Source organism: Planktotalea sp. (assembly GCF_050633725.1).
In the GTDB taxonomy this organism is placed as follows: domain Bacteria; phylum Pseudomonadota; class Alphaproteobacteria; order Rhodobacterales; family Rhodobacteraceae; genus Planktotalea.
In genome coordinates this window covers 218,455-236,689 of sequence record NZ_JBOEHB010000004.1, presented here as the reverse complement: position 1 = coordinate 236,689, position 18,235 = coordinate 218,455, and the positions used below count along the sequence as shown (strand labels likewise).

Below are 18,235 nucleotides of genomic sequence, written 5' to 3'. Positions count from 1 at the left end.
GTGTATCCGCTCCTTCATGACCCGAGTTTTCGATCTCAACGAACGCGCGCGATTGCGGGAACGCTTCTACGGAGCGTCTTGCTCTGTGCTTGCTCGCCTACCTTAAAGCCGAGCCATTGCCGCAGCTGCGCGCTGCGTACAAATTCTTAACAATTCATCAATACGGGAGTGGACCAAATGTCCCCCAAAACGATCTATGACAAAATCTGGGATGCGCATGTTGCGCATGAAGCAGAAGACGGCACATGCCTCCTTTATATCGACCGTCACCTAGTGCACGAAGTGACCTCGCCGCAGGCTTTTGAAGGTCTGCGCATGACAAACCGCAAGGTGCGCGCGCCTGAAAAGACGATTGCTGTTCCGGATCACAACGTTCCAACAACGGCTGGTCGTGAAGATCCAAAGAACATGACAGAAGACAGCGCTATTCAGGTTGCTGCGCTGGATACGAACGCCAAGGAATTTGGCATTCACTATTATCCCGTGTCTGACGTGCGTCAGGGCATCGTGCATATCGTTGGACCAGAGCAGGGTTGGACCTTGCCCGGCATGACGGTTGTTTGCGGCGACAGTCACACAGCGACACATGGCGCGTTCGGCGCGCTTGCGCATGGTATCGGCACGTCCGAGGTTGAGCATGTTCTGGCGACGCAAACGCTGATCCAAAAGAAGTCCAAGAATATGAAGGTCGAGATCACGGGCAAGCTGAAGCCGGGTGTGACGGCCAAGGACATTACGATGTCTGTGATTGGCGAAACTGGTACTGCTGGTGGCACTGGCTACGTCATCGAGTATTGCGGTGAAGCGATCCGCGATCTGTCTATGGAAGGCCGCATGACCGTCTGCAACATGGCGATTGAAGGCGGCGCGCGCGCCGGTCTGATCGCGCCTGACGAGAAGACATATGAATATTGCAAAGGTCGCCCGCACGCTCCGAAAGGCGCTGAGTGGGACGCGGCAGAGGCGTACTGGCGCACACTCTTCACCGATGAGGGCGCACATTTTGATAAGGTCGTCACACTGAACGGCGCTGACATTGAGCCAAGCGTCACTTGGGGCACATCCCCTGAGGATGTTCTGCCGATTTCTGGCGTTGTTCCGAACCCGTCTGATTTTGAAGGCGGCAAGGTCGAAGCCGCACAGCGCGCGATCGACTACATGGGTCTGACGCCGGGTCAGAAACTGACAGATATCGAAATCGACACGGTCTTCATTGGCTCATGCACCAACGGTCGTATCGAAGACTTCCGCGCGGTTGCCGAGGTCGTCAAAGGCAAGAAGATCAAAGAGGGCATGCGCGCGATGATCGTGCCGGGCTCTGGTCTGGTCCGTGCGCAGGCCGAAGAAGAAGGTCTTGCGGACATCTTCAAAGAGGCTGGCTTTGAATGGCGCCTCGCGGGTTGCTCTATGTGCCTTGCGATGAACCCGGATCAGCTTGCAGAGAACGAGCGCTGCGCTGCGACGTCCAACCGAAACTTCGAGGGCCGTCAAGGCTATAAAGGGCGCACGCACCTTGTGTCCCCTGCGATGGCTGCGGCTGCGGCCCTTACTGGTCACCTGACGGATATCCGGGACTTGATCTAGGACGTCGACGGAGGGTGCGTGGAAACCACGCACCTTACGGACTGAACAAAGGTAGGGTGCGTGGTTTCCCACGCACCGCCCCCGACAAAAGGAAAATCCAAATGGATAAATTCGAAAAACTTTCCGGTATCGCTGCGCCAATGCCGTTGGTGAATATCGACACGGACATGATCATTCCGAAGGTCTTCTTGAAAACGATCAAACGCTCTGGCCTTGGTGCAAACCTCTTTGACGAGATGCGCTTTGATCGTGAAGGCAACGAAATCGAAGATTTCGTTTTAAATCAACCAGCCTATCGCGATGCGCAGATCTTGGTGACGGGCGACAACTTTGGGTGTGGTTCCTCACGCGAGCACGCGCCGTGGTCTTTGGCCGATTTCGGCATCAAAGCGATCGTGTCTACGTCTTTCGCCGACATCTTTTACAACAACTGCTTTAAGAATGGCATCCTGCCCATCGTGTTGCCACAAGACGCGGTGGACGTGTTGATGAAAGATGCAGAAAAAGGGTCTAACGCCCGCATGGACGTGGACCTTGTTGAGCAAACTGTGACGACCTCTGACGGCGAAGTGTTCACCTTTGAAGTCGATAGCTTCAAAAAGCACTGCTTGCTTGAAGGACTGGATGATATCGGCCTGACAATGGAAAAAGCGAGCGCGATTGACGCGTTTGAAGCCAAAGCTGCTGCGCTGCGCCCTTGGGCTTAGTCTGGCTTGTGCAGAAACTATCTTAGGGCGGGGCAGGAGTTTTTCTGCCCCGCCCTTGTTCATTTTGAAACATCGCCATATTTCGAAAAACGCTCCAGTTTTACTACAATTGTTTCAACGTTGCGGTGCAATAGCGTTGGAACTTACATGAAACACTAGATGTAGTGCCTTGATTTTCATGTGCCTTTTTCTTGTGCCGCAATTGATGCAATCCCGCACCAGTCACGCCCTGATTTCGCCCGAAAGGTTAAGCAAAGTGAACTCACGGCTTGAGAAGCTGCCTTGATCAAGGCACAAATAGGGCAAGATTGAGGCATGCCGCTTTCCATAGCGGCTCAAGTTGGAACAAGCAGTCGGCATCGTATCGACAGCGTCCAGTTTGAAGGGAAACGAAGTGGTTACGAATATTTTTGGCGCAGGCATGCGGGCGTTGCTCGTGTGGCTATTGATAGCTACCCCGTCGCTTGTCTTGAATGGCGGCGCTGGCGATAGCTCTCAGCTTGTCGTCTTCTTTGGTGTTCTCGCAGCCTTCTTCACGTTCGTTGAATATTACAGCAGTTTTCCATCTATCGTAGAATTCCGCTTCGCGGCTCCTTTCAACCGCCATCGCTTTGTCACGATCTTCGCGATCGTTGCGGTGTTGTCGTTGGTGTGCAAAGGCGTATTCACGCCAACTGCGTTGACCCTTACAGTAAAGCACTGGGGCGATATGCTCGGACAAGCGATGGATGTTCCGTATTCGCCTGTACGTCTTATTGTTCTGATGCTGCATGATAATGCATCTATCGAGTTGGTCGAGATTGTGCGCACAGCAGCTGGCCTTGCTTATTCCATCTCGCTTTTGTCGCTTGTGATTTTCATTCTCTTGGTGCGCGTTGCCAAGTGGCCGTCAAAATCGGGCGCATTTAATGTTTGGGTAAACCTTCCAATGTTTGATCCGACAGGTGGCGGCGATGTGCTGGTGCGTCTCAAGCGGGACGCGAATGTTAACATTATATTTGGATTTCTTTTGCCATTCTTGATTCCAGCTGTGGTGAAAACCGCAACTGATCTTGTCGGCAACTTGTCGCTTGATGATCCGCAAACACTGATTTGGACGATGAGCGCATGGGCTTTCCTTCCTGCAAGCATGATCATGCGCGGCATCGCGATGGGGCGTGTAGCAGAAATGATCGAAGAGAAACGTCGACGCGCGTACGCGCAATCGGACGCCGCGCAACACGCATAGTATTCCTAACAACGTTGCTCTTTATGCCCTTTGCGCTTAGCGCAGAGGGCATTCGCGTTGCGACGCTTCACGCAGAGCTTACGCGCAAAGGGCCGGGGGTGCTGCTGCGCGATATTCAGCGTGAAAAGGACAAACAACTGACTGCGTTGAAAGAGATCGTAACTGCCGTCGATCCGGACGTTTTGCTGCTCACCAAGGTTGATTTCGACCTAGAGCGCCGCGCTGCAAAGGCTCTGCAAAGCTATTTAGGATTCGCACATTCTCTCGCGGTTAAGCCGAACTCGATGATGCCAACCGAACTGGATTTGGATGGCGACGGTCAGAGCGGGGATCGCCAGACCTGGGCGCGTTTTGCGGGAGAGGGGGCGATGCTCTTACTGTCAAAGCAACCTGTGCATTTGCAGTTTCATCTGAATGATGTGCTCTGGAAAGATGTGCCAAGCTCCGATCGTCCGGTGCATCGAAATGGCACCCCGTACCCGTCCAAAGCAGCGCAAGACGCGCAGAAACTGATTGGCCAAGGTCTGTGGGTAATAAAGGTCGACATGCAGGACGAGGCCGAAATCATCCTTGCGGCGTTTCAGAATCAAACGCCCGTTTTCGATGGTCCAGAAGATATGAATGGCCTTCGCGGACGCGCGCAATTGCAAATGCTGGACGCGATAATGAACAACAAATTTGGCGAGTTTCCAAGCCAGCGTTTTGCGCTCATTGGGAATGCAAATCTCGATCCAAAGCGTGGGGAAGGGGATCGGGCGGCGATTGCCACATTGCTGAGTGATCCACGTTTACAAGATCCTATTCCAAAGAGCGCGCTAGGGGGGGACGCCACGGCGATGTGGGAAAACCCTGGCCCAATGCGGGTTTCCTATATCCTTCCTAGCCGCGATTGGATTGTTGAACAGGCCGAGGTGTTCTGGCCCGACCAAGGCCCGCTCCGCCTTGCGGCAGAGAGGGCCAGTCGTCATCGGATGATCTGGATGGATATTAGACAGCGGCCTTAGTCAGGGCTTCATTGCGGTTTTTTGTAGCATCTACAAAGGCGCTTGCGCGGCGCAATGCGTCCTCTAGTGGTGTCATTTCGAAGTCAGGCAACAGTGCATCAAAATGTGTCGCATCCAAAGAATGTGGTGTGCGCCAGAGATAGCTCATTTCGATGAGATGTTTCATCTCTGCTACGAATGGCGACAAAAGCCGCAATGGCCACCACGCCATTTGCTTTATGCGCACATCTTGGCCTCGCACCGACGCAAGGGCATTGGCAAGCTCTTGGCCCGAAAGTGTGTATCCGGGAAAACAAACGTCTGTGAAACGCGCAAGCTCATTGCGCTTTTCTGAGAGTTCAACAGATGCGCGCGCAAGGTCGGGAAGATAGCCCCAAGCGTGGTCGATGGAAGGGTTTCCAGGATAGGTTAGCACACCTTTCTTAAGGCTCGAGACCAAGATTTTGTCGAACCAGTTGCCTGACGCCTTGGTGTCGAGATAATCGCCAGCGCGCAGCACAATTGTGCGTACACCCGCATCGCGATATCCTTGTTCCATCTCAATGCGCAGACGTCCCAGCGGGTTTTGAGCGCGATATGGCGAAGTGTTGGACCATGGTGCAGGGGTTTGTTCGCCAAAAACATACACATTTCCGGGAATAATTACGGTGGCATCATTCGCTAGTGCCGCGCGATGAACCGCGGGTTGAATGGTCAACTGCTGCTTGGCCCATTGCGAGTAATTCATGTTCCATGCGTTCACAATCACATCAACGCCGCGCGCTGCGGTATCTAGGGAATCTGACGTGCGATCAAACCGACGTACGTTCCAGCCGGAAGACTCAAATGCGAGGGCAGCGTGGCCCCCAAATTTTCCCGAAGCGCCGAGGATCAAAACTGTCTGTGTCATAACTTTCTCCATTGTTGTCTGAGGTATGTTTCATCTATTCAAATGCAGATTGATATTTACCAAAACTCTAGATCAGGTATTCATAATTGAATGGATAATTCTCTCGCAGAACTCGACTGGTCCCTTATTCGTGCATTTCTAGCGGTGGCTGAAACAGGCTCGCTTTCAGGTGCGGCGCGCCGCCTGTCACAGAGTCAACCAACGCTCGGGCGGCAAGTTAAATTGCTGGAAGAACAAATGGGTCTCCGTTTGTTTGAACGGCAAACGCGGGGATTGGCGCTAACACCAACCGGTGAAAGCTTGTTGGAACCAGCCCGAGCTATGCGGGACGCCTTTGGTCAGCTTAGTCTGCGCGCAGCGGGTCGGGATGCAAAGATGCAAGGCACCGTGCGCATCACTGCGAGCGAGGTGATGGCGCGTCATGTGATGCCGAAAATTATCGCGGGTATCAGAAACGCAGAGCCAGACATTCAAATCGAGCTAGTCCCGACAGATGCCAGTGAAAACTTGCTCTTCAGGGAAGCGGATATTGCTGTTCGGATGTATCGAAGTACGCAGCTTGACGTTATCACCAAACAGATCGCTCAGGCACCTTTAGGTGTCTTCGCAGCCAAAAGTTACCTTGCTGAGCGCGGCACACCGCTGCAAGTTGATGATGTATTGGGCCACGACATTGTCGGCTATGATCGAGATGATCGTATCATCCAAGCAATGCGCGCCCTTGGGTGGAACGCAACGCGCGACAATTTTGCAGTGCGCTGCGACGATCAAAATACCTATTGGGAGCTTGTGCGCGCAGGGTGTGGTGTCGGCTTTACTCAGCTTATTGTTGGCGAGGCGGATCCAACGGTTGAGAGGCTCGTTCCGGAGTTGGATCTGCCGCCTTTGCCTGTTTGGCTTGCAGCACCTGAGGAAATGCGCGCAACCCCGCGGATAAAACGGGTCTGGGAAATGCTGGAGTTGGGCATTACGCAAACCTTCGCAAACACCTGCTTGCCTTGACCCTACGCCCCCTTAAATGTAGGGCCATGCGCAACAGATTAACCCATTCAGGAACAGCGCTATGAGCAACCCATCCCTTCTTATTCTAGCCGGTGACGGCATTGGCCCCGAAGTCATGGCGCAAGTGCAGCGCATTATTGGATGGTTTGGCGACAAGCGCGGTTTGAACTTCGATGTCAGCGAAGACCTCGTGGGCGGCGCAGCCTATGACAAGCACGGTGTTCCTTTGCATGATGACACGATGGCGAAAGCGCAAGACGTAGATGCAGTTCTGCTCGGTGCGGTTGGTGGGCCTGCTTATGACGATCTGGATTTCTCTGTGAAACCAGAGCGCGGCCTGTTGCGTCTTCGTAAGGAAATGGACCTCTTCGCGAACCTGCGCCCTGCACAGTGCTTTGACGCGCTTGCTGATTTCTCGTCTTTGAAGACCGAACTCGTCTCTGGCCTCGACATCATGATCGTGCGCGAGCTGACATCTGGCGTTTACTTCGGTGAGCCGCGCGGCATTTTCGAGGAAGGCAACCAGCGCGTTGGCATCAACACACAGCGTTATACAGAGGCCGAGATCGAGCGCGGCGCGCGTGCGGCGTTTGAACTGGCAATGAAGCGCGACAAGCGTCTTTGCTCTATGGAAAAAGCCAACGTTATGGAAAGCGGCATTCTGTGGCGCGAAGTTGTGATCGAGGTCTCCAAAGATTACCCAGAGGTCGAGCTGTCCCACATGTATGCCGATAACGGCGCGATGCAGTTGGTGCGCGCACCCAAGCAGTTTGACGTGATCTACACCGACAACCTCTTTGGCGACATCCTGTCTGATTGTGCGGCGATGCTCACAGGCTCGCTTGGTATGCTTCCATCTGCTTCCCTTGGTGCGCCAATGGAAAACGGTCGCCCGAAAGCGCTTTATGAGCCGGTACACGGGTCTGCGCCTGACATCACAGGTCAAGGCAAAGCCAACCCATCCGCATGTATCCTTAGCTTTGCGATGGCTCTGCGCTATAGCTTTGATGCGGGTGCTGAAGCGGATCGCCTCGAAGCAGCTGTTGAAAAGGTTCTTGCAGACGGCATTCGCACAGCGGACCTGATGCAAGCAAATGACGGCACGCCAGTTTCGACAACCGAGATGGGTGATGCAATTCTAGCAGCGCTTGATGCGTCGCTCTAAGATCTGAAAAAATTTCGGAACGCCGAGGCAGGTTTAAGAGCGTGCCTTGGCGTTTTGCGTTCTACTCGATTTGACATGGCGCTTTGGCATGAGTTTTTTACCTCCCCTTGATGTGCTCGCCCGCCTTCCTCTGCTGCCCGTGATGCTGTTGCAGGGAATTCTGGTGCGCAGACGCGCGATTGTTCTGCCCGAAGCTGCTGGCGCGCGACAGGGAGTTGTTGGAACTGGTCAGCCCTTGAGGCTTTTGATCCTGGGCGATTCTTCAGCGGCAGGCGTAGGGGTTGAAATCCAACAGGATGCGCTGAGTGGGCAAGTGCTTGACCGCTTAGCGAGAAGCCGGACTGTTCACTGGCGCTTGGTTGCGCGCACAGGGGCTACAACATCTGATGCTGCGGGAATGCTGCAAGAGGTGAGCGACGATACATTCGACGTTGCGGTGCTGGTTTTCGGGGTGAATGACGCAGTGCGACTAAAGAGGTTAGGACCTTGGCGACGTCAACACGCAGCTTTAAGGCAAATGTTGCGCGATGAATTCGGGGTGACGACGCTTTTGGTCACAGCCGTTCCACCCTTATCGCTTTTCCCCGCGTTGCCACGGTTGCTCCAATGGATACTTGGCGCGCATGCGGAACGTATGGATAGGGCCTTGGCCGAAGATGTTCGCAAAGAGGCGGGAGCGTTTCATTATACCCTTGATCTCCCTTTTAGCCGCGAGGCTATGGCGATTGATGGATATCATCCCAGTGCGAGCACCTATGCGCTTTGGGGGCGCACCGTCGCTGAGAGAATTTTGGCTGTGGTATCTCCTTCGGGTTAAATGATTCTTTTTTGTGCAAGAGCCTACTTAATGCTCTTAGATGAACGAAAAATTGGCAGTCTGTCGCTTTTTTAGGGAATTTTGTCGAGTTTCCCATCCTCTAGAGCGCTATTTCGGAAACTGCTTGCGTTGTGATCGCGTGCGCGCTTTAGTCGGGATCGCAAAAGGCGGGGCTAAACCCGCGGCAAGACATGGGGAGCCTCGGTTGGCCGATAGTCACAGCGACGGCGCGTTCGTAGAATTTGACCGCGTACAGAAAAGTTATGACGGCGAGAATCTCGTCGTTAAAGACCTTAACCTTTCAATGCCCAAAGGCGAGTTCCTCACAATGTTGGGGCCGTCGGGATCAGGCAAGACAACTTGCCTTATGATGTTGGCTGGGTTTGAGACCGCAACTCACGGTGATATTCGCCTTGACGGGCAGCCGATCAATAACATTCCTCCACACAAACGCGGTATCGGCATGGTTTTCCAAAACTATGCTTTGTTCCCGCATATGACGATTGCAGAAAACCTGAGCTTCCCTCTTGAGGTGCGCAAAATGCCAAAGGCAGAGCGCGAAGCGAAAGTGAAGCACGTTCTAGAGATGGTCCAGATGGGAGCGTTTGGCGGCAGGCGTCCGGCGCAGCTTTCTGGGGGTCAGCAACAGCGTGTTGCCCTTGCGCGTGCGCTAGTGTTCGAAGCTGAATTGGTCCTCATGGACGAACCGCTAGGTGCGCTCGACAAGCAATTGCGCGAAACGATGCAGTTCGAAATCAAACGTATCGCCGATAACCTAGGGATTACCGTTGTTTACGTGACGCATGATCAGACCGAAGCGCTCACAATGTCGGACCGCGTTGCTGTTTTTGAGGATGGCCGCATTCAGCAACTTGCGCCGCCTGATGAACTATACGAAAGCCCGCAAAACAGTTTCGTGGCGCAATTTATTGGTGAAAACAACACGCTCGAAGGTACTGTCAAAGAGATCAAGAACGGCATCGCGTTGGTTCAGCTTGACGGAGGCGGCTTGATTGATTGCAAACCTGTCAACGTCACAAAAGCGGGCGAACGCACACGCGTTTCAATTCGCCCGGAGCGCGTTGAGTTCCATAAAGAACGACTGAGCGCAGAAGCACATACGCTAAAAGCCGAAGTTCTTGAGTTCATTTATATGGGCGACATCTTCCGCACGCGTTTGCGCGTTGCTGGTAAAGATGACTTCATCATCAAGTCTCGTAACGCGCCGGATCAGGTTCGTCTTGAGCCGGGCAGCGAGATTGAAATCGGTTGGCTGGCAGAGGATTGCCGTGCGCTCGATGCCTAATTCTGCTGGCTGCGTTGCGTGCGCAGCGAGCGTTTCAAGGAGTTCGGATTTTTGCCTGTTATCCAAACTTCACTCACTAAAACAGGAACAACATGGGAGTTCTTTATGAAACTTAAATCAGTTCTATTGGCAACCGCGCTGGGTAGCGTTGGCTTTGCAGCATCCGCAGCCGAAGTGACAGTGATGTCATGGGGCGGCGCTTACACGAAAAGCCAAGTGGAAGCGTATCACAAACCATTCACAGCCGAGACTGGCGTCAAAGTGAACTCTGTCGACAGCGACAACCCAGCGACGCCGATTAAGGCGCAGGTTGAAGCGGGCAACGTCACCGTTGACGTAGCAGACGTTGAATTTTCTGATGCGGTTCGTCTGTGCGACGAAGGTCTGCTCGAAGAGATCGACAGCTCCATGCTCCCAGCGGCGCCAGATGGCACAGCAGCGGCAGATGATTTCATCGAAGGTGCATTGCAAGATTGCGCCGTGGCGAACATCGTTTGGTCCACTGTTTTTGCATATAACTCGGACAACAACCCGACAGCGCCTGACAGCATCGACGATTTCTTCAACACGGCTGATTTCCCAGGCAAGCGTGGCCTGCGTAAGTCCGCTAAAGCGACACTTGAGATGGCTTTGATGGCTGATGGCGTTGCTGCTGGCGATGTTTACAGCATTTTGGAAACAGACGAAGGCGTTGATCGCGCATTTGCAAAGCTCGACAGCATCAAGAGCGACATCGTGTGGTGGGAAGCAGGCGCTCAGCCTCCACAGCTTCTTGCTGACGGCGAAGTTGTGATGTCCACAGCGTATAACGGCCGTATCTTCAACGCCGCTGTTGCTGAGAACCAGCCATTGGTTGTTGTTTGGGACGGTCAGATCCTTGATTTCGATCTCTTCGTCATTCCAAAGGGTGCGCCAAACAAAGAAGAAGCTCTGAAGTTCATCTCCTTCTCCACAGACACACAGCGTCTGGCGGATCAGGCGTCTTGGATTTCTTATGGCCCTGCGCGTAAATCTTCTGGCGCGCTTGTTGGTAAGTATTCTGACGGCGAAACAGACATGGCACCACACATGCCAACAGCGGCGGCCAACCTTGGCAACGCTCTGGTGAACAACTTCGAATTCTGGGTCGACAATGATGCAGAACTGAACGAGCGTTTCAACGCTTGGTTGGCGAAGTAAGTTAATGATTGGCTCGATCCCCTAGGTGGGGGTCGAGCCTCCCAAGACCAGCGATAGACTGGTTTAAAACACCATTTGCAGGGACGACAAATGCTTACAACCGTTGACGGCAAACCGCTAAAGGCGGCACTGGCACAAGCGCAATCTCGGGCCAAGCGCCGCGCGTTTTTACTTGTCTTTCCTTTGCTTGCATTCATCGTGATCAGCTTTTTGTTTCCGATTGGTCAGATGCTTTACAAATCCGTTAATAACACAGGATTTGTTGAATCTACGAATTTTGGAACTGGTGTCACTACGCCGATAATGACAAACCTGTCCGAATGGTTTGACGAAAATCCTGCACCTGCCGAGATTGATGAATCTGCTTACGCGGCATTGGTTGCCGATTTGGTTGTTTTGCGTGAACTCAAGGCACCGGGCCAAGCAGGTACACGCATCAACTACGAACGCTCTGGATCGCGTTCGATGTTTACCAAGGCAGCGCGTAAGGCCAAAAAGCTTGAACCGCCTTACAAAGCAGCCATGATTGATTTGGATGAAGACTGGGCCGATCCGGGTCTTTGGCAAACTATGCGCGGGGCATCCAATGCCTATACGTGGAACTTCTATCTCGCTGCGGTTGATCGCAAGCGCGGGCCAGATGGAGCTGTGGAAATGGTTCCCGAAAACCGTCAAGTCTATGTGAACCTGTTTAAACGAACACTCTTCTTGTCGGTCGTCATAACAGTCTTATGCTTCATTCTTGCCTTCCCGGTTGCCCATTTGTTAGCGACGTTACCGCTGCGCTATTCGAACCTTTTGATGATCCTTGTTTTATTGCCGTTTTGGACGTCTCTGTTGGTGCGAACCACCAGCTGGATGATCCTGCTGCAAAGTCAGGGTGTGCTTAACGATGCAATGGTCGCCACAGGTATTCTGAGCGACGAGAACCGCATTCAGATGATGTACAACCAGACCGGTACGATCATTGCGATGGTGCATATTTTGTTGCCCTTCATGATCCTGCCGCTCTATTCCGTGATGCGTTTGATTAACCCGTCCTATGTGCGCGCCGCGCGATCGATGGGTGCAACGAGCTGGACCGCGTTTCGTCGTATCTACTTTCCGCAAACCGTTCCGGGCATCGGCGCGGGTGCCTTGTTGGTCTTCATCCTCGCGGTTGGCTACTACATCACGCCCGCCTTGGTCGGCGGCGCGGATGGTCAGCTTATCTCGAACCTGATCGCCTTCCATATGAGCAAATCGCTCAACTGGTCGCTTGCTGCGGCGCTTGCTGCGATCCTGCTTGGTTGCGTTGTGATCCTTTACTGGCTCTACGATCGTTTGATCGGCATCGACAATTTGAAGTTGGGTTAAGCGATGAAGCAAACGCACCTCACAAAGATCTCGGACCATGCTACCCGCGAAAGTGCGAATGGCCCGAATGCACACCCGTCCAGAGCGATCCCAAATAGCTTTCTCGAAGTGGAGTTGAATTAATGGCGCTACCAACACACGCTTCAACGCTAGAGCGCGTCTGGCACTACACCTATCTGGTTCTGTGCGGGCTGATCTTTCTGTTCCTCATTGCGCCAATTCTGATCGTTATTCCGCTTAGCTTTAACGCTGAGCCGTATTTCACGTTCACCGAAAAGATGCTGAAGCTTGATCCAACCGGCTATTCTACCCGTTGGTACGATCTGCTGCTGACCTTTGGTATGTTAGAACCTGACGCAACCCGAGACAGCAGTTGGTGGGCAGATGCTTGGTCCAATTCAAATTGGATCAATGCGGCGAAGAACTCGATCATAGTCGGCTTCTTCTCAACGCTGATCGCGACAAGTCTTGGAACCGTCGCTGCGCTTGGTCTGTCGCGCCCTGAAATGCCGGGTCGACGTGCGATCATGGCAATCCTGATTTCGCCAATGATTGTACCGATCATTATTACAGCAACAGGCTTGTTCTTTTTCTATTCATCAATCCGCATTCAAGATTGGGGTATCCCCTATCTGGGCGTGATCTTGGCGCATGCCACGTTGGGCATTCCCTTTGTGATCATCACAGTGACGGCGACCTTGGTGGGCTTCGACCATTCCTTAACGCGCGCTGCGGCTAACATGGGCGCAGGTCCGGCGCGAACATTCTTTAAGATCCAGATGCCACTCATCCTGCCTGGCGTTATTTCGGGCGCTTTGTTTGCCTTTGTGACCAGCTTTGACGAGGTTGTCGTGGTGCTGTTCGTTGGTGGTCTGGATGAGCAAACCATTCCTCGGCAAATGTGGAACGGTATTCGCGAGCAGATCAGCCCAGCTATCTTATCGGTTGCGACGATCCTTGTGATCATCTCAATTGCGCTGCTGACTGTCGTAGAATTGTTGCGCCGTCGTTCAGAGCGCTTGCGCGGTATGAGCCCGGGTTAATCAGGCGTGACAAGCGGAGGCGAGAAACACAAGTCCGCTGTCATCAAACATCAAGGTTTCTGTCGCGCGTACCTGCTTGTGGTTTTCATAGAGAATGACCAGCATATTGTGGCCGTTGAAAATCTCTAGAACTTTAAAGTGTAAATCAGGTTGGTGCGATAGCGCTTCAGCCCAATACGCTGCTAGGGCAGCTTTCCCGACGACTTCGCCGTCGCCGACCAAAGCAACTGCTTTGGCGGATCTAAATGTAATATCATCTGAATAGTGGCTCAGGATGCGAGGAAGATCATGTGCGTTCCACGCATCCTGCCAGTCTTGTACGAAGGCTTTATAGCCCTCAAAAGTCACGCGCGAACGAGCTTTTCGTAAGCTTCCGCAACTTCGCGCGTCAACTCGCCAACCTCGAACGTGTAATCGCCAATCTGGCCAACAGGCGTTACTTCGGCCGCCGAACCTGTCAGCCAGCACTGCTCAAAGCCTTCGAGTTCTTCTGGAAGGATGTGACGCTCATGCACCTTGATCTGACGGTCCTTCAAAACACCGATGATTGTCTGACGTGTGAGACCATTGAGGATCGAATCCGCCAGCGGCGTGTGCACTTCACCGTCTTTCACGAAGAAGATGTTCGCGCCTGTCGCTTCGGCAACATAGCCGCGATAATCTAGGAACATCGCGTCCGAGCAACCCTTGGCCTCCGCCGCGTGTTTGGACATCGTGCAGATCATGTAAAGACCCGCCGCCTTGGCCGCCACTGGGATCGTCTCAGGGGACGGACGCTTCCATTTCGCGATGTCGAGCTTTGCGCCCTTCATCTTGGCATCGCCATAGTAGTTGCCCCACTTCCAAGCCGTAACAGCCATGCGCACAGGGTTGCGCGAAGCCGCGACACCCATGTCAGCGCCAGCGCCGCGGAAGGCCACAACGCGCAAGTAAGCGTTGGTCAATCCATTCGCCTCAAGCGTCGCTTTTTTCGCCGCTTCGATTTCGTCAACGGTGTATGGGATTTCCATATCCATCAACTCGCCTGATTTGATCAAACGCTCTGAATGTTCGCGCGATTTGAAAACCTTACCGTCATAGCAACGCTCGCCCTCAAAAACAGAAGACGCATAGTGGAGAGCGTGCGTCAGAATATGCACGTTGGCATCGCGCCAATCGACGAGTTCGCCGTCCATCCAGATTTTACCGTCGCGATCCGCGTATGAGTCAGACATAGTGCTCTCCTTTCATTTTTCCATTTATTGCGCAATTTAGGTCCGATACGGAAATAATATTGCGTCAAAACTGACATTAGCTAGCAGTCTGTTATTGGAAAGTCAACAAAGCTGACGTATAATTTGCACGAAGTCCAAGAAAGGCGTGCCATGTCTGATCGAAACGCAGCGCAACATAGTGATATGCTTTTGTTCCTCACAGACGAACAATTGCGTCAGGGAATCGAAGCGATGTTCTTTGCCTATCAAGGCTTTACCGCCGATCCTGACCGTATTCTCGCTGGCATGGCTTACGGACGTGCACACCACCGCGCGGTGCATTTCATCAATCGTGCGCCGGGCACGACGGTGAACAATCTACTCGGCATATTGGGCGTGACCAAGCAATCTTTGAACCGTGTTTTGCGCACTTTGATAGAGGACGGGTTGGTCGAAAGCCGAGTCGGACGCGCAGACAAACGCGAACGTCATTTGTTTCTAACAGAAGCGGGCGAAGAGCTGGAGCGCAAGCTCTCTGACGCGCAGCGCGCCCGTATGCGCGCCGCCTACCGCGAGGCTGGCGCCGAAGCTGTGACTGGTTTTCGCGCCGTACTTGAGGCAATGATGGACCCAGAGATACGCCGCAAGTCCCGCGCGCTTAAGGAAAGCAGTACATGAGTGATCCCGACGCCCATCTTTTGATCGTAGACGACGACGAGCGCATTCGCGGTTTGTTGCAGAAATTCTTGGTGCGCCATGGGTTTCTCGTGACCGCCGCGCGCGATGCCGCTCATGCGCGGCGTATTCTGTCGGGTCTGGATTTCGATTTGATCGTTCTGGATGTGATGATGCCCGGCGAGGATGGGATTTCCCTAACGCGCGATCTGCGCAAGACCTCTACAACGCCGATCATGTTGCTGACCGCAAAGGGCGAAACCGAAAACAGGATTGAAGGCCTTGAGGCGGGCGCGGATGACTATCTGCCAAAACCGTTTGAACCCAAGGAACTGCTGCTGCGCATCAACGCGATCCTGCGCCGTATGCCTGAGGCCGAAGCGGCAGACACAGCGCCCAAAGTGCTGCATCTTGGCCCTGTGCGTTATGACATAGAGCGCGGCGAAATGTGGAACGGCGATGATATCGTGCGCCTCACCGCGACCGAGGCGCAATTGATGCGTATCTTCTCCAAACATGTGGGTGAACCCGTTAGCCGTGTGCAACTGGTCGAAGAATTAGGCCGAGATCGCGGCCAAGCCCAAGAGCGCGCGGTGGACGTTCAGATCACACGACTGCGCCGTAAGATCGAAGTCGATCCAAAGCAACCGCGGTATATGCAAACCGTGCGCGGCGCTGGGTATATGTTGGCACCTGACTAAATGATCATCCTCGTTGATCTAGTTGGTATTTGGCATTTCTGGTCCGCTTTTCTTCTTAGGCGCAGGCTCCTAAAAAATCATCCGACCGTACTTGCTGACATTAATCGAGATGTAGAGCCAATGGTGCACTGGGGCCGCTCTATGTTTCCTGACTGGTGGAACGATTGCATTGTGCTACAGCACTTCTGTCTTTTTCAAATAGATCAATTCCCGCCGATGGCCCTCGCGGATGACAAGGTTTTCTATCGTGTCAAACGATTGCGCCGTGGTTTTGTGGTCTGGCTTTATGCTGCTGCGCTTGGCATGGTTATCGCAAGTATGTCTTAGGAAATATCAATGACTAAAACAGCCCTCATCACCCATCCCGCTTGCCTTGAGCATGTCACGCCCTCTGGTCATCCCGAACAGGTGGCACGGCTTGAATACATTCTAAATGCGTTGAAAGACAAAGACCTCAAACGGGTCAAGGCACCCCTTGGTAGCGAAGATGATATCACCCGTTGTCACCCAGCGAGCCACATCACTGATCTGCGGAGCGCCTTGCCGACGGTTGGTAATCGCCAGTTGGATGCGGATACACATATGTCCGCAGGTTCGCTCGACGCAGCATTCCGCGCAGTCGGGGCAGTGACCAAGGCGGTGGATATGGTGATGGGCGGCGAGGCGGGCAATGCCTTTGCCGCGATCCGACCGCCCGGGCATCATGCGGAGACGTCGACGCCGATGGGTTTTTGCTTGTTTGGTAACGTCGCAATTGGCGCGAAATATGCACTGGAACATCATGGGCTAAAACGTGTCGCGGTCGTGGATTTCGACGTGCATCACGGCAATGGCACGCAAGACTTGCTCTGGAATGAATCCCGCGCCTTGGTGATTACCTCCCAGCAAATGCCGCTTTGGCCCGGTACGGGTGAACGCAGCGATAAGGGTGGTTTTGACAACGTGGTTAACTTACCCATCGCGCCCGAAAGCAAAGGCGATCAAATGCGCGCGCTTTACGAGGCCGAGGTCTTCCCACGCTTGCGCGAGTTCAAGCCCGAGATGATCTTCATCAGCGCAGGTTTCGACGCCCACCAAGATGATCCTCTCGCCAATCTCAACTGGTCCACTGCTGATTTCAAATGGCTCACAGAGGAGTTGTGCAAAATTGCAGCGGAAATTTGCGAGGGCCGTGTGGTCTCTGCGCTCGAAGGGGGCTATGACTTGGATGCGCTCGCCGATGCGGTCAGCGCGCATGTGGATGCACTGAGGGAGGCCAGCGGATGGGCGACACTAACGTAAGCGAAATGAGCTTTGAGCAAGCCATGGGTGAGCTTGAGCAAGTGGTCAGCCAGCTAGAGCGCGGCGATGTGCCTTTGGAGCAAAGCATCAGCCTTTATGAGCGTGGCGCAGAGCTGAAGAAGCGTTGCGAAGCGAAGCTGAAAGAGGCCGAAGAAAAGGTCGCCGCGATCACCTTTGACGGTGATGGCGCGCCTAAAGGGACGACTCCTGTCGAAGGTCTGTGACACTAAAATCAGAAATGACCGGCTGGTCAGCGGAGGTTGATCAGCATTTTGCACGGGTTTTGTCGGGCTTTGCCGATGTGCCTGTGGTGCAAGCGATGCGTTATGCGACGACGGGCGGCAAGCGCCTGCGCGCCTTTCTCGTTCGTGAAAGCGCGCGTGTGTGCGGCGCAGATATCTTGCGCGCGATCCACCCTGCTTGCGCGATTGAAGCGCTGCATGCCTATAGCCTTGTGCATGATGATTTGCCTTGTATGGATGATGATGATCTGCGGCGCGGCCAGCCCACAGTTCACAAGAAGTGGGATGATGCGACGGCGGTCCTTTGTGGCGATGCTTTGCAAACGCTGGCGTTTGAATTGGTCAGCGATCCCGCTTGCCACGATGATCCATTCGTTCGCAGCACCCTTGCCTTGACGCTCGCGCGTGCAAGTGGCGCGGCGGGGATGGTCTATGGTCAAGCGCTCGACATCGCCGCTGAAAGCGCCGCGACGCCGCTCACCCTTGATGAAATTACAGAGTTGCAAAACGGCAAGACAGGCGCGCTGATTACCTGGTCTGCAACCGCTGGCGCGATCTTTGCGAAGGCCGATACGGGCGCTCTGAAAACCTACGGCGATGCGCTTGGCCTCGCCTTTCAGATTGCCGATGACATTCTTGATGTTGAGGGCGATGCAGCCACACTTGGCAAGGCCGCGCAAAAGGATGCCGACGCTGGCAAAGCTACATTTGTGTCGCTTCTGGGCCTAGACGGGGCAAAGAGCCGCGCCGAAACGCTGGTGGAATCGGCGCTGGATGCATTATCTGTATATGGACCCGACGCCGACAACCTGCGCGCAACTGCGCGTTTTGTAATTGAGCGTCGCTCGTGAATAGTTACCGAA

At 53.8% G+C, this 18,235-nt stretch carries 20 protein-coding genes; 17 read left to right on the top strand and 3 right to left on the bottom strand.

Going from position 1 to position 18,235, the window contains the following annotated elements; genetic code table 11:
• Nucleotides 1–177: 177 nt before the first annotated feature.
• The 4 genes from leuC (at nucleotide 178) to ACRBCU_RS05855 (ending at nucleotide 4,523) form a co-directional block, all read left to right on the top strand.
• Nucleotides 178–1,584 (top strand): 3-isopropylmalate dehydratase large subunit, encoded by a 1,407-nt coding sequence (leuC, locus tag ACRBCU_RS05870; RefSeq protein WP_431364443.1) that lies wholly within the window; start codon nucleotides 178–180, stop codon nucleotides 1,582–1,584.
• Nucleotides 1,585–1,685: 101 nt separating this feature from the next.
• The gene (gene leuD / locus ACRBCU_RS05865; protein ID WP_431364442.1) at nucleotides 1,686–2,291 is read left to right on the top strand and encodes a 3-isopropylmalate dehydratase small subunit; all 606 of its coding nucleotides are present in this window, start codon (nucleotides 1,686–1,688) and stop codon (nucleotides 2,289–2,291) included.
• 394 nt (nucleotides 2,292–2,685) lie between these two features.
• Nucleotides 2,686–3,519 (top strand): hypothetical protein, encoded by an 834-nt coding sequence (locus tag ACRBCU_RS05860; protein WP_431364504.1) that lies wholly within the window; start codon nucleotides 2,686–2,688, stop codon nucleotides 3,517–3,519.
• A 23-nt stretch (nucleotides 3,520–3,542) separates the two neighbouring features.
• Nucleotides 3,543–4,523 (top strand): endonuclease/exonuclease/phosphatase family protein, encoded by a 981-nt coding sequence (locus tag ACRBCU_RS05855; RefSeq protein ID WP_431364441.1) that lies wholly within the window; start codon nucleotides 3,543–3,545, stop codon nucleotides 4,521–4,523.
• Here ACRBCU_RS05855 and ACRBCU_RS05850 read toward each other — a convergent pair.
• Entirely contained in the window at nucleotides 4,507–5,412 is a 906-nt protein-coding gene (locus ACRBCU_RS05850) for an epimerase (RefSeq protein ID WP_431364440.1), read from the bottom strand. The two genes, ACRBCU_RS05855 and ACRBCU_RS05850, sit on opposite strands and share 17 nt — an antisense overlap.
• A 90-nt stretch (nucleotides 5,413–5,502) precedes the next feature.
• Here ACRBCU_RS05850 and ACRBCU_RS05845 point away from each other — a divergent pair, with 90 nt between their 5' ends.
• From ACRBCU_RS05845 to ACRBCU_RS05815, 7 genes are all read left to right on the top strand, one after another.
• Entirely contained in the window at nucleotides 5,503–6,414 is a 912-nt protein-coding gene (locus ACRBCU_RS05845) for a LysR family transcriptional regulator (RefSeq protein WP_431364439.1), read from the top strand.
• A gap of 61 nt (nucleotides 6,415–6,475) precedes the next feature.
• Nucleotides 6,476–7,579 carry a 3-isopropylmalate dehydrogenase gene (gene leuB, locus ACRBCU_RS05840; RefSeq protein WP_431364438.1) on the top strand — a complete coding sequence of 368 codons (1,104 nt, stop codon included), beginning with the start codon at nucleotides 6,476–6,478 and terminating at the stop codon, nucleotides 7,577–7,579.
• 88 nt (nucleotides 7,580–7,667) lie between these two features.
• Nucleotides 7,668–8,396, top strand: coding sequence for an SGNH/GDSL hydrolase family protein (locus ACRBCU_RS05835; protein WP_431364437.1), 729 nt, complete (start codon nucleotides 7,668–7,670; stop codon nucleotides 8,394–8,396).
• Nucleotides 8,397–8,601: 205 nt separating this feature from the next.
• Nucleotides 8,602–9,702 carry an ABC transporter ATP-binding protein gene (locus ACRBCU_RS05830; protein WP_431364436.1) on the top strand — a complete coding sequence of 367 codons (1,101 nt, stop codon included), beginning with the start codon at nucleotides 8,602–8,604 and terminating at the stop codon, nucleotides 9,700–9,702.
• A 105-nt stretch (nucleotides 9,703–9,807) separates the two neighbouring features.
• Nucleotides 9,808–10,881, top strand: a complete 1,074-nt coding sequence (locus tag ACRBCU_RS05825; protein WP_431364435.1) for an ABC transporter substrate-binding protein — start codon at nucleotides 9,808–9,810, stop codon at nucleotides 10,879–10,881.
• A gap of 90 nt (nucleotides 10,882–10,971) precedes the next feature.
• Nucleotides 10,972–12,237, top strand: a complete 1,266-nt coding sequence (locus ACRBCU_RS05820; RefSeq protein ID WP_431364434.1) for an ABC transporter permease — start codon at nucleotides 10,972–10,974, stop codon at nucleotides 12,235–12,237.
• A gap of 122 nt (nucleotides 12,238–12,359) precedes the next feature.
• Nucleotides 12,360–13,280 (top strand): ABC transporter permease, encoded by a 921-nt coding sequence (locus ACRBCU_RS05815; protein WP_431364433.1) that lies wholly within the window; start codon nucleotides 12,360–12,362, stop codon nucleotides 13,278–13,280.
• Here the strand turns inward: ACRBCU_RS05815 and ACRBCU_RS05810 are convergent, their stop codons facing one another.
• Nucleotides 13,281–13,628: a nuclear transport factor 2 family protein gene (locus ACRBCU_RS05810; RefSeq protein ID WP_431364432.1), complete on the bottom strand. Its 348-nt coding sequence runs from the start codon at nucleotides 13,626–13,628 to the stop codon at nucleotides 13,281–13,283.
• Nucleotides 13,625–14,494: a branched-chain amino acid aminotransferase gene (locus tag ACRBCU_RS05805; RefSeq protein WP_431364431.1), complete on the bottom strand. Its 870-nt coding sequence runs from the start codon at nucleotides 14,492–14,494 to the stop codon at nucleotides 13,625–13,627. The genes ACRBCU_RS05810 and ACRBCU_RS05805 overlap by 4 nt, the downstream gene beginning before the upstream one ends.
• Before the next feature lie 150 nt (nucleotides 14,495–14,644).
• Between ACRBCU_RS05805 and ACRBCU_RS05800 the strand changes: the two genes are divergently transcribed.
• The 6 genes from ACRBCU_RS05800 (at nucleotide 14,645) to ACRBCU_RS05775 (ending at nucleotide 18,223) form a co-directional block, all read left to right on the top strand.
• Nucleotides 14,645–15,151, top strand: a complete 507-nt coding sequence (locus tag ACRBCU_RS05800) for a MarR family winged helix-turn-helix transcriptional regulator (protein WP_431364430.1) — start codon at nucleotides 14,645–14,647, stop codon at nucleotides 15,149–15,151.
• Complete coding sequence (locus tag ACRBCU_RS05795; protein ID WP_431364429.1) at nucleotides 15,148–15,849, top strand: response regulator; 702 nt, start codon at nucleotides 15,148–15,150, stop codon at nucleotides 15,847–15,849. The genes ACRBCU_RS05800 and ACRBCU_RS05795 overlap by 4 nt, the downstream gene beginning before the upstream one ends.
• A gap of 141 nt (nucleotides 15,850–15,990) precedes the next feature.
• The gene (locus ACRBCU_RS05790; RefSeq protein WP_431364428.1) at nucleotides 15,991–16,176 is read left to right on the top strand and encodes a hypothetical protein; all 186 of its coding nucleotides are present in this window, start codon (nucleotides 15,991–15,993) and stop codon (nucleotides 16,174–16,176) included.
• Nucleotides 16,177–16,185: 9 nt separating this feature from the next.
• Nucleotides 16,186–17,130: a histone deacetylase family protein gene (locus tag ACRBCU_RS05785; RefSeq protein WP_431364427.1), complete on the top strand. Its 945-nt coding sequence runs from the start codon at nucleotides 16,186–16,188 to the stop codon at nucleotides 17,128–17,130.
• Entirely contained in the window at nucleotides 17,112–17,354 is a 243-nt protein-coding gene (locus tag ACRBCU_RS05780; RefSeq protein WP_431364426.1) for an exodeoxyribonuclease VII small subunit, read from the top strand. Before ACRBCU_RS05785 ends, ACRBCU_RS05780 begins: the two co-directional genes overlap by 19 nt.
• Nucleotides 17,355–17,368: 14 nt before the next feature.
• A complete protein-coding gene (locus tag ACRBCU_RS05775) occupies nucleotides 17,369–18,223 on the top strand; it encodes a polyprenyl synthetase family protein (protein WP_431364425.1) in 855 nt (284 codons plus the stop codon).
• Nucleotides 18,224–18,235: the final 12 nt, after the last annotated feature.

Coding starts and splice junctions, on each gene's coding strand:
- ACRBCU_RS05815 (WP_431364433.1), top strand. CDS start 12,360: ATGGCGCTACCAACACACGCTTCAACGCTAGAGCGCGTCTGGCACTAC.
- ACRBCU_RS05775 (WP_431364425.1), top strand. CDS start 17,369: ATGACCGGCTGGTCAGCGGAGGTTGATCAGCATTTTGCACGGGTTTTG.
- ACRBCU_RS05850 (WP_431364440.1), bottom strand. CDS start 5,412: ATGACACAGACAGTTTTGATCCTCGGCGCTTCGGGAAAATTTGGGGGC.
- leuD (WP_431364442.1), top strand. CDS start 1,686: ATGGATAAATTCGAAAAACTTTCCGGTATCGCTGCGCCAATGCCGTTG.
- ACRBCU_RS05790 (WP_431364428.1), top strand. CDS start 15,991: ATGTTTCCTGACTGGTGGAACGATTGCATTGTGCTACAGCACTTCTGT.
- ACRBCU_RS05845 (WP_431364439.1), top strand. CDS start 5,503: ATGGATAATTCTCTCGCAGAACTCGACTGGTCCCTTATTCGTGCATTT.
- leuB (WP_431364438.1), top strand. CDS start 6,476: ATGAGCAACCCATCCCTTCTTATTCTAGCCGGTGACGGCATTGGCCCC.
- ACRBCU_RS05820 (WP_431364434.1), top strand. CDS start 10,972: ATGCTTACAACCGTTGACGGCAAACCGCTAAAGGCGGCACTGGCACAA.
- ACRBCU_RS05805 (WP_431364431.1), bottom strand. CDS start 14,494: ATGTCTGACTCATACGCGGATCGCGACGGTAAAATCTGGATGGACGGC.
- ACRBCU_RS05795 (WP_431364429.1), top strand. CDS start 15,148: ATGAGTGATCCCGACGCCCATCTTTTGATCGTAGACGACGACGAGCGC.
- ACRBCU_RS05835 (WP_431364437.1), top strand. CDS start 7,668: ATGAGTTTTTTACCTCCCCTTGATGTGCTCGCCCGCCTTCCTCTGCTG.
- ACRBCU_RS05785 (WP_431364427.1), top strand. CDS start 16,186: ATGACTAAAACAGCCCTCATCACCCATCCCGCTTGCCTTGAGCATGTC.
- ACRBCU_RS05780 (WP_431364426.1), top strand. CDS start 17,112: ATGGGCGACACTAACGTAAGCGAAATGAGCTTTGAGCAAGCCATGGGT.
- ACRBCU_RS05825 (WP_431364435.1), top strand. CDS start 9,808: ATGAAACTTAAATCAGTTCTATTGGCAACCGCGCTGGGTAGCGTTGGC.
- ACRBCU_RS05855 (WP_431364441.1), top strand. CDS start 3,543: ATGCCCTTTGCGCTTAGCGCAGAGGGCATTCGCGTTGCGACGCTTCAC.
- ACRBCU_RS05800 (WP_431364430.1), top strand. CDS start 14,645: ATGTCTGATCGAAACGCAGCGCAACATAGTGATATGCTTTTGTTCCTC.
- leuC (WP_431364443.1), top strand. CDS start 178: ATGTCCCCCAAAACGATCTATGACAAAATCTGGGATGCGCATGTTGCG.